The 9994-nt window shown below is 65.5% G+C and carries 10 protein-coding genes; 6 read left to right on the top strand and 4 right to left on the bottom strand.

What is annotated here, in order from left to right; genetic code table 11:
- From ACOHX0_RS21545 to ACOHX0_RS21535, 3 genes are all read right to left on the bottom strand, one after another.
- Positions 1-317: transposase (locus tag ACOHX0_RS21545; protein ID WP_420679305.1), on the bottom strand; the 317-nt coding region annotated here is incomplete at its 3' end.
- A 300-nt stretch (positions 318-617) separates the two neighbouring features.
- Positions 618-1055, bottom strand: a complete 438-nt coding sequence (locus tag ACOHX0_RS21540) for a nuclear transport factor 2 family protein (RefSeq protein ID WP_420679304.1) — start codon at positions 1053-1055, stop codon at positions 618-620.
- 206 nt (positions 1056-1261) lie between these two features.
- Complete coding sequence (locus tag ACOHX0_RS21535) at positions 1262-1456, bottom strand: SlyX family protein (protein WP_420679303.1); 195 nt, start codon at positions 1454-1456, stop codon at positions 1262-1264.
- A 97-nt stretch (positions 1457-1553) separates the two neighbouring features.
- Between ACOHX0_RS21535 and ACOHX0_RS21530 the strand changes: the two genes are divergently transcribed.
- The 5 genes from ACOHX0_RS21530 (at position 1554) to ACOHX0_RS21510 (ending at position 6649) form a co-directional block, all read left to right on the top strand.
- Positions 1554-2357, top strand: coding sequence for a crotonase/enoyl-CoA hydratase family protein (locus ACOHX0_RS21530; protein WP_420679302.1), 804 nt, complete (start codon positions 1554-1556; stop codon positions 2355-2357).
- 186 nt (positions 2358-2543) lie between these two features.
- Positions 2544-4037, top strand: coding sequence for a histidine--tRNA ligase (gene hisS / locus ACOHX0_RS21525; RefSeq protein ID WP_420679301.1), 1494 nt, complete (start codon positions 2544-2546; stop codon positions 4035-4037).
- Positions 4034-5134 (top strand): ATP phosphoribosyltransferase regulatory subunit, encoded by a 1101-nt coding sequence (locus ACOHX0_RS21520; RefSeq protein ID WP_420679300.1) that lies wholly within the window; start codon positions 4034-4036, stop codon positions 5132-5134. Before hisS ends, ACOHX0_RS21520 begins: the two co-directional genes overlap by 4 nt.
- A complete protein-coding gene (gene hisG / locus ACOHX0_RS21515) occupies positions 5131-5823 on the top strand; it encodes an ATP phosphoribosyltransferase (RefSeq protein WP_420679299.1) in 693 nt (230 codons plus the stop codon). Before ACOHX0_RS21520 ends, hisG begins: the two co-directional genes overlap by 4 nt.
- A 148-nt stretch (positions 5824-5971) precedes the next feature.
- On the top strand, positions 5972-6649 hold the full coding sequence (locus ACOHX0_RS21510) for a type 1 glutamine amidotransferase domain-containing protein (RefSeq protein ID WP_420679298.1): 678 nt from the start codon (positions 5972-5974) through the stop codon (positions 6647-6649).
- A gap of 98 nt (positions 6650-6747) precedes the next feature.
- Here ACOHX0_RS21510 and ACOHX0_RS21505 read toward each other — a convergent pair whose 3' ends face one another.
- Positions 6748-7179 carry a DUF1489 family protein gene (locus ACOHX0_RS21505; RefSeq protein ID WP_420679297.1) on the bottom strand — a complete coding sequence of 144 codons (432 nt, stop codon included), beginning with the start codon at positions 7177-7179 and terminating at the stop codon, positions 6748-6750.
- Between the two features lie 189 nt (positions 7180-7368).
- On the opposite strand from ACOHX0_RS21505, the gene ACOHX0_RS21500 reads away from it, so the two are divergent.
- Positions 7369-9666 (top strand): adenosylcobalamin-dependent ribonucleoside-diphosphate reductase, encoded by a 2298-nt coding sequence (locus ACOHX0_RS21500; RefSeq protein ID WP_420679296.1) that lies wholly within the window; start codon positions 7369-7371, stop codon positions 9664-9666.
- The last annotated feature ends 328 nt before the right edge of the window (positions 9667-9994 follow it).

Raw genomic sequence — 9994 nt, 5'->3', positions numbered from 1 at the left:
GTGTTCGCGTCCGGCACTGTGCCGGCGATCCCGAGACCGCAGAACCGCATCCAGCTGAGCCGGTCCCGAACCATACGCTCGGTTCCCTCGAGCGACAGTCCATGCAGGCTCTGCAGCACCAGCATTCCGAACTTCAGCACAATGTCCAAAGCCGGTCGACCGCCCTTGGAACTGCGCGGCCTGCCAGCCGCGCACTCAAGAATTGGCCGAAAGCGCTCGAAATCCACCGTGGCATTCAATGTCTCCAGCGGATCGCCACCCGCCGAGATCTCCGCCAGCCGGTCATCAACGCTCCAGAAGCCTGCTTGCCTCGACATGGCCGCCTCCCCGTTGCGCGGGAAGTGAATCACGTTATCCGCCGATCAACCAGAGGTTTCCGGAGGTGTCCAACTGTACCCAAGTGCAGTCCTGGGTATCTTCAGAGGCGGAAGACTGGCGTGCGGCGCCTCTGGCCTGCGCCAGTTCGCCCGGACGGGGTGGTTGTCGGGTTAGGCTAACTGAGCGCAAGATTGTGCAGTCGGCCAGGGAAGGCATGAAATGCCTTTTATGGCTACGGGCACGCCACTCCACCGGTTCGCGAAACCCCGCCCACGGGCGGTCCGGTCAGCGGTGCCGGGCTATATCCAGACCAGCTCGGCGCCGCTAAGGCAGACCGGCAGAGTGTCGGGCGGCATTTGGCCCAGACCCTCGAACAGCTTGATGTAGTTCAGGCTGGAGTGGATCGCACTGATGCGGCCGTCCGCGACCTTGAAGATCATCTGGCCGTCGAAATCGAACGGCGGGCGGCGCGGGTGGTTCAGGACCTTCACGGTGAAACAGGTGATCACCCAGTCGCCGGCTTCCTCGAACACCGAAAACTCGAACTCCGGCGCGCCGCCCAGCAGGGCCTTCATCGTGGTCACGAAATCCGAGGCGATGAACTGCGTGCCCATCAGGCTGGAGACCGGGCCGGTGGCGGAGGTGTCTTGCGAAAACATCTCGCCCAGCACCTCATTGTTGTCACGGTACCAGACTTCTTCGAACCAAAAGCGGACCAGCTCTGCATTGCGTGCCACGTCGAATTCCCGTTTCTCGTCATTTCTGCGCAAAAGATAAGTGCAGAAGTTCTCTTTCGCGGAGGTTAATGTGCGCCGGATTTGCACGATCCCGCGGCGTCAGGCGCGTGCCCGGCGTTTGGCGGCCCGGAAAATCCGAATTTTCCGGGCAAGAATTTTGGAAAATTCTTGCCCCCGTGGCAGGCTTCGGCGCGCCGCCGCGGCCGTCAGTAGTGCGGCGGGCGCTCGTCGCCGAAGACCGCACCGCCGCTGCCCTCTTGCTGCCGGTCGGCCTCGCGCTGCATCAGCATGGCGACCCGGCGGGTGAGGACCTCGATCTCCTGCTGCTGGCGGGCGATCACCTCGCTCATCTCGTCGACGCTGCGGGTCAGATGGGCGATTTGCTCTTCCAGATGCTGCATCCTTGCTCTCCTGCGCTGCGCCGTGACGTCATAGGCGCAAGGGGCTTGCCCGTCCAGCCCGGGGTGTATCAGGCTTGCCGCCGGAGGAGGGCCGGCCATGACGATCCGCAGCGAGACCCGCGAAGGCATCACCACCGTCACCCTGTGCAGGCCCGAGGCCCGCAACGCGGTGGACCCGGGGACCGCGCAGGCGCTCTACGACGCATTCCTGGGGTTCGAGGCCAACCCGGAAGCGCAAGTAGCCGTGCTGACCGGGGAGGGCGGCTGTTTCTGCGCCGGCTTCGATCTGAAGTCGGCAGGATCCGGCGCGGCGGAAAGCTGGATCGCGGGGCTGGACATCCCCGGGGGCTGGGACGATCCGGTTGGCGCGCCCTTGCCGGGGCCAATGGGACCCTCGCGGCTGATGCTGCCGAAGCCGGTGATTGCCGCCATCGAAGGCCCGGCAGTGGCGGGCGGGATGGAGCTTGCCGCTTGGTGCGATCTGCGGGTGATGGCGGAGGGGGCCGTCACCGGGGTGTTCTGCCGCCGCTGGGGCGTGCCGCTGATTGACGGCGGCACCGTTCGGCTGCCGCAGATACTGGGTCAGGGGCGGGCCAACGACCTGATCCTCACAGGGCGCGCGGCGGGGGCTGAGGAGGCACTGCAGCTCGGCTTTGCCAATCGCACGTGCGCGCGCGGCGCGGCGCTGGAGACGGCGCTGGAGCTGGCCCGCGATCTCACCCGCTTCCCGCAGCTCTGCCTGCGCGCCGATCACCTGTCCGCGCGGATGCAGCCTGCGGAGCTGGCGGCGGCGCTGCGGCGCGAGTGGCGCTCGGCCGCAGTCTTTGCCGCCGAGGGGCAGGCAGGCGCTGCGCGCTTTGCCGCAGGCCGCGGGCGCGGCGGGGATTTTGCGGAGATCTGAGGCCGGGCCATGGTCCAGCGATGCGCCTTTGCTGCACAAAGACGCGGTGCTTCCGGCGGGAGTATTTTTGCAAGGTGAATATGCGGGATGCGGCCTTGGGCGCGGGCCTCGTGCCTTGCCGCGGGGCGGCGCTTGGGCTAGACCCCGCGGCGAGCAATTGACCCAACCACCCGCGAGGAGGCCGAGATGGCCAAAGTGAAGAAACAGCCCCGCCCCAAGGCGCAGACGCCGAAGGGGTTCCGTGACTATTTCGGTGCGGAGGTGACCCAGCGCAGCGAGATGCTGCGGGCCATCGCGGGTGTGTATCATCATTACGGGTTCGAGGCGCTGGAAAGCTCGGCGGTGGAGACCGTCGAGGCACTGGGCAAGTTCCTGCCCGATGTGGACCGCCCGAACGAGGGGGTCTTTGCCTGGCAGGAGTTCGACGAGAACGATAAGGGCGACTGGATGGCGCTGCGCTATGACCTGACGGCGCCCTTGGCGCGGGTCTACGCCCAGCACCGCAACGATCTGCCGACGCCCTACCGGCGCTATGCGATGGGGCCGGTCTGGCGCAACGAGAAGCCGGGGCCGGGGCGGTTCCGCCAGTTTTATCAATGTGATGCGGATACTGTCGGCAGCGCCTCGATGGCGGCCGATGCGGAGATCTGCGCGATGCTCAGCGACACGCTGGAGACCGTCGGCATTTCGCGCGGCGACTATTTGGTGCGGGTCAACAACCGCAAGGTCCTGAACGGCGTCCTGGAGGCGATGGGGCTGGAAGACACGGACGGCAAGCGCGAGGACGTGCTGCGCACCATCGACAAGTTCGACAAGGTGGGCGAAGCGGGCGTGCGCGAGCTGCTGACCAAGGGGCGGCTCGACGGGTCCGGCGCCTTCATCGACGGGGTTGGCCTGAGCGAGGATCAGGCCGCGCCGGTGCTGGCGTTCCTCACCTCCAAGGCGGCGGATGCTACTGGCACGATCGCCAACCTGCGCGCTGCGGTGGGCGACAGCAAGGCGGGCCAGGAGGGCATTGCCGAGCTGGAGCAGATCGGCGAGCTGCTGGCCGCGGGCGGCTACGGCCCTGACCGGATCGAGATCGACCCCTCCGTGGTGCGCGGGCTTGGCTATTACACCGGCCCGGTGTTCGAAGCGGAACTGACCTTCGAGATCCTCGACGAGAAAGGCCGCAAGCGGCAGTTCGGCTCGGTTGCGGGCGGCGGGCGCTATGACGATCTGGTGAAGCGCTTCACCGGCCAGGAAGTGCCCGCAACCGGTGTCTCTATCGGGGTCGACCGGCTGCTCGCCGCGCTGCGCGAGAAGGGCCGCATCCAGGCGCAGGCGACGGGCCCGGTGGTGGTCACCGTGATGGACCGCGCCCGGATGGCGGATTACCAGGCGATGGTAGCCGAACTGCGCGCCGCGGGCATCCGCGCCGAGGTCTACCTGGGCAACCCCAAGAACTTCGGCAATCAGCTGAAATACGCGGACAAGCGCAACTCGCCGGTTGCCGTGATCGAAGGCGGCGACGAGAAGGCAAAGGGCATCGTGCAGATCAAGGACCTGATCCTGGGCGCGAAGATCGCCGAAAGCGCCACCCTGGAAGAGTGGAAGGAGCGCCCGAGCCAGTTCGAAGTGCCGCGCGCGGAACTGGTTGCGAAAGTGCGTGAAATCCTCGACGGGCAGGGCGGCGCATGACGGTCCGTTCGCAAGCCCAGGCCTCCGTGCAGGCCCGGGCCGCGATGCTTCGGCTGCGGTTCGAGGCCGCGGGCGCGCAGGTGGTGGACACACCGCTGCTGCAGCCCGCAGGCACGCTGCTTGATCTCTATGGCGAGGATATCCGCGGCCGCGCCTATGTCACCTCGGATGCCTTGCGCGGCGAGCAGATGCTGCGTCCCGATTTCACCGTGCCGGTGGTGGAGGCGCATATGCGCGACGGCGCTGAACCCGCCCGATATACTTACTCAGGCGAGGTGTTCCGCCGCCAGGAGATCGATCCGGACCGGCCCAACGAATATCTGCAGGTCGGCTATGAGGTCTTCGAACGCGACGATGCGGCGGCGGCTGATGCCGAGGTGTTCGCGCTGTTTGCCCTGCAGGTGCGCGGGCTGCCGCTGCGCGCGGCGACCGGCGATATCGGCATCCTGATGGCCGCGGTCGAGGGGCTGGAGACCACGGAGAAGCGCAAGGCGGCGCTGATGCGCCACATCTGGCGGCCGCGCCGCTTCCGCGCGCTCTTGGACCGTTATGCCGGGCGCACGCCGGTGCCGGCGGGCCGCAAGAAGCTCCTGACCTCCGAGGGCGTTTTGACGGGCTCGACGGTGGAAATCGGCAAGCGCCGTGCCTCCGAGATCCAGGAGCGGATCGAGGCCTTGCGCGCCGATGCCGCCGCTGCGCCTATCCCCGAGCATGAGCTGCTGGCGCTAGAGGCGCTGATGGCGGTGCGCGAAACCGTGCCTTTCGCGCTGGAGCGGATGCGCGACATTGCGGTCGATCTGCCCGCGATCACCCCGGCGCTGGACCGGCTGGAGGCGCGCACCGCAGCGATGAAGGCACGCGGGGTCGATGTCGACACGCTCGACTTCGAAGCCTCCTACGGGCGCACCTCGATGGAGTATTACGACGGCTTCGTCTTCGGCTTCTACCCCGCCACGCGCCCCGATCTGCCGCCGGTCGCCAGCGGCGGGCGTTATGACGCGCTGACCCGCAGGCTGGGTGAGGGTGAGGAGATCCCGGCCGTGGGCGGGGTGCTGCGGCCGGATCTGATGCTGCAACTGGAGGCGGGCAAGCCATGACGCTGAAGCTTGGGGTGCCGTCCAAAGGGCGGCTGATGGAGAAGACCTTCGACTGGTTTGCCAAACGCGGTGTGACACTGGAGCGCACCGGGGCGGAGCGCGAATATGCCGGCCGCGTCGATGGCGTCGACGGGGTGGAGCTGGTGCTTCTGTCTGCGGGCGAGATCCCGCGCGAGCTGGCGGCGGGCCGCATCCATCTGGGTGTCACCGGCACCGATCTGGTGCATGAAAAACTGCCGCGCTGGGAGCAGCAGCTGGAAGAGGTGGAGCCTCTCGGTTTCGGCCACGCCGACCTGATCCTCGCGGTGCCCTTGTGCTGGATCGACGTTGACACGCTCGACGATCTCGATGCGGTGGCCGCGGCCTTCCGCGCGCGGCACGGGCACCGGCTGCGGATCGCCACCAAGTACCACCGGCTTGTACGCGAGTTCCTGACCGACGCGGGCATTGCCGACTACCAGCTGGTCGACAGCCAGGGCGCCACCGAAGGCACGGTGAAGAACGAGACTGCCGAGATGGTGGCTGACATCACCTCCACCGGGGAGACGCTGCGGGCGAACCACCTGAAACTGCTTTCGGACGGGCTGGTGCTGAAATCCCAGGCGACGCTCTGGCGCAGCCGGGTGGCCAAATGCACCGGCGCCGAAAAGGCGGCGCTGAACGCGCTGCTTGCCAAGCTCGACGGCTGAGCCGCCGAGCCGCGGGCCTGCGGGTTCGGGCGGGTGAGATGGACTTTCTGTAATCCCGGGCGCCGGCCTTTTTTTGGGGCGCCCGGGTTATAATCCTGCAAACCGGGCATAGTTGGGGTGGGGTACACTCCAACTGAAAGGACAGGATATGAAGATTCTGATGGTTTTGACTTCGCACGATCAGCTGGGGAACACCGGGGAAAAGACCGGCTTCTGGCTGGAGGAATTTGCCGCGCCCTACTACGTGCTGCGCGACGCCGGTGCCGAGATCACGCTGGCCTCGCCCAAGGGCGGCCAGCCGCCGCTGGACCCGAAATCCGATTCCGAGGACGCCCAGACCGACGCCACCCGGCGCTTCAAGCAGGATGAGGCGGCGCAGGAGGCGCTGGCCAGTACCGTGACGCTCGCCTCCGTCGAGGCGGATCAGTTCGACGCGGTCTTCTATCCCGGCGGCCACGGCCCGCTGTGGGACTTGGCCGAGGATGCCGATAGCCGCAAGATCCTGCAAAGCTTCGCCGCATCCGACCGCCCCGTCGGCGCCGTCTGCCATGCGCCGGGCGTGTTCCGCCACGTGACCGACAGCAATGGCGAGCCGCTGGTCAAGGGCCGCCGCGTCGCGGGCTTCACCAACAGCGAGGAAGAGGCCGTGGGCCTCACCGATGTGGTGCCCTTCCTGGTCGAGGACATGCTGAAGGAAAAGGGCGGCAACTACGAGAAGGGCGAGGATTGGGCGCCGTATGTTGCCGTCGACGGCAAGCTGGTCACCGGCCAGAACCCGGCCTCCTCGGAAGCGGCGGCCAAGGAACTGCTGGCGCTGCTGAAGTAATCTGGCAGCGAAGTAATCTTCCAGCGGGCGTAGGGCAGGCGGCGGCTAACCGCCTGTCCGTGCCGGCCGGGTGGCGGAGCGGCGCCCGTCAGTTCCGGTCAGATCACGCCGATTTCGGCCAGCGCCTGCGACAGTTCCGGCGGCAGCGGCTCTTCCTGGCTGCGGCCCTGCGGCAGGTCAGCGGGGCTTTCCCCGGGCTTGAGGTAGCGCCAGCCCTGAAACGGCCGCTTGATCGCGGTCTGGGTGCGGTGCATTGCCGGATCGAGCACGATGGCGCAGCGCCGGGTGCCGTCGCTTCCGGTCACTTCTTCGAGGCTCACAATGCGCTGACGGCATTGGATAAGCCCCTTGATGACCCAGAAGATCGAGCCGCCGTTGAGCAGCTCGCCCTCGCGCTTCGGCCACATCCGGGTGACATGGCGCGGGTGCCCGCAGGGCGCGCGCGCGCTTTGCGATTTCTGCCAGGCGATCAGGCTGTCAACGCTTTCAGTCCCCACTGAAAGCTTTACCAGATTGATGAAGTTATCCACAGATTCCCCACAGAGTATTCCCGAAAGGTGCCTTTATATAGTAGGTCGCGGTTTGGTTCCAGCAAGGTGTTGTGGTATGCTGAGTAAGAAAATCGTAATGGAATGCGTTTTCCGCGTTGAGCCTCCCGCCGCCCCTGGTGTATCCAGACCGCCATTCCTTACCGCCTTCACGACTCAAAGGACCGACACATGAGCCGCTTTGCCGCCCCCATCGCCGAGCAGATCTGGGATATGAAATACCGTTTCAAACAGGCAGACGGCACCCCGATCGATGTCACTGTCGAGGACAGCTGGCGGCGCATCGCGCGCGACCTGGCGCGGGCGGAAAAAAAGCCCGAGGTCTGGGAGGAAAAGTTCTTCACCGCCCTGGAAGACTTCAAATACCTGCCCGCGGGCCGGATCACCGCAGGCGCGGGCACCGCGCGCCAGGTGACCCTGTTCAACTGCTTCGTGATGGGCACCGTGCCGGACAGCATGTCGGGGATCTTCGACATGCTGAAGGAAGCCGCGCTGACCATGCAGCAGGGCGGCGGCATCGGCTATGACTTCTCCACCATCCGTCCGCGCGGCGCCGACGTGAAGGGCGTGGCGGCGGATGCCTCGGGGCCGCTGTCCTTCATGGACGTGTGGGACGCGATGTGCCGCACCATCATGTCGGCAGGCTCGCGCCGCGGCGCGATGATGGCGACGATGCGCTGCGATCACCCGGATATCGAACATTTCATCACCGCAAAATCCGATCCGGCCCGCCTGCGGATGTTCAACATGTCGGTGCTGGTGACCGACGATTTCATGGAAGCGGTGAAGGCCGACGGCTCTTGGGACCTGGTGTTTGACGGCAAGGTCTACCACACCGTGCAGGCGCGCGATCTGTGGAACAAGATCATGCAGGCGACCTATGATTATGCCGAGCCGGGCGTGATCTTCATCGACCGCATCAACAAGGCCAACAACCTGTCCTACTGCGAGGACATCTCGGCCACCAACCCCTGCGGCGAGCAGCCTCTGCCGCCTTATGGCGCTTGCCTGCTGGGTTCGATCAACATGGCCCGCCTGGTGGCAAACCCTTTCGAGGGCGACGCGCATCTGGACCAGGACGCGATGCAGGAACTGGTCGCCACCGCGGTGCGGATGATGGACAACGTCGTCGACGTGTCAAAATTCCCGCTGGAGGCGCAGGCGCAGGAAGCGAAGAACAAGCGCCGGATCGGCCTGGGCGTCACTGGCCTGGCCGATGCGCTGCTGATGCTGGGTCTGGAATACGGCACCGACGAAGCGGCGCGTCAGACCGACGAATGGCTGCACGCGATTGCCCGCGCCGCCTATCTGGCGTCGGTGGACCTGGCCAAAGAAAAGGGCGCCTTCCCGCTGTTTGATGCCGAGGCCTATCTGGCGTCCGGCAATATGATGAACATGGACGACGACGTGCGCGACGCGATCCGCGAGCATGGCATCCGCAATGCTCTGCTGACGTCCATCGCGCCGACCGGCACCATTTCGCTTTATGCCGGCAATGTCTCCTCGGGGATCGAACCGGTGTTCGCCTATGCTTACACCCGCAAGGTGCTGCAGAAGGACGGCTCCCGCACCGAGGAGGAAGTGGTCGACTACGCGGTGCAGATGTACCGCGAGAAGTTCGGCGCCGACGCCAAGCTGCCGGAGTATTTCGTTAACGCTCAGACGCTGAGCCCCGCAGCCCACGTCAAGATGCAGGCAGCGGCGCAGAAGTGGATCGACTCGTCGATCTCCAAGACCATCAACTGCCCCGAGGACATCTCCTTCGACGCCTTCAAGGACGTCTACATGCAGGCCTGGGACCAAGGCTGCAAGGGCTGCACCACTTACCGCCCGAACGACGTGACCGGCTCGGTCCTGTCGGTGAGCGAAAGCGCCGACACCGCCCCGGGCGAGACCGCCAAGGCGCCGCATGAGAGCGACGTGGACGAGAACGGGGCCGAAGTCGTCTACATGTCCGAGCCGCTGGACCGCCCGCAGAGCCTGGAGGGTCATACCTACAAGCTCAAGTGGCCGGATTCGGAGCACGCGATCTACCTCACCATCAACGACATCATCATCAACGGCCACCGCCGCCCGTTCGAGGTCTTCATCAACTCCAAGAACATGGAGCACTACGCCTGGACCCTGGCACTGACCCGGATGATCTCGGCCGTGTTCCGCCGCGGCGGCGACGTGTCCTTCGTGGTGGAAGAGCTGAAGGCGGTCTTCGACCCGCGCGGCGGCGCCTGGGTCCAGGGCAAGTACATCCCCTCGATCCTGGCCGCGATCGGGGGCGTGATCGAGACGCATCTGGTCAAGACCGGCTTCCTGGAAGGCGAGGGCATGGGCCTGAAGTCCGACCCGCAGGCACAGGTCGTCAACCTGAACCAGCCTCGCGGCAAGGCCTGCCCGAGCTGCGGCCAATACGACATGCAGATGGTCGAAGGCTGCATGACCTGCCGCAGCTGCGGCCATTCCAAGTGCGGCTGAAGGCTGGTGTCCGGCAAGTCAGTGTGAAAGTCAGCATCAGTCTGCAATTTGACCAGTTCAGACTGCAATTCTGACCACCAAAAGTTTGCCACCGCTGCGGAAACAGCGGTGGCAAACTTTTAGGAATGCCAAGAGTACCGTTCCGTGAACACTGTATGACTGCTCCGTATCTGACTGCTATTGCTGGATTTCAGTCCGGAGTAGGGTCAGGACCCATTGATTTTCGGCTATCGGTATGATTCACGGCTCGAAAACGAGCGGTGACCATGTCTGATCTTTTCTGGCTAACTGACGCGCAGATGGCGCGCCTTGAGCCTTTCTTCCCCAA

It is taken from the genome of Cribrihabitans pelagius, from assembly GCF_048820915.1.
GTDB lineage: Bacteria > Pseudomonadota > Alphaproteobacteria > Rhodobacterales > Rhodobacteraceae > Cribrihabitans_A > Cribrihabitans_A pelagius.
The sequence above is the reverse complement of the archived record's forward strand: the minus strand, read 5'-3'. Positions and strand labels throughout refer to the sequence as shown.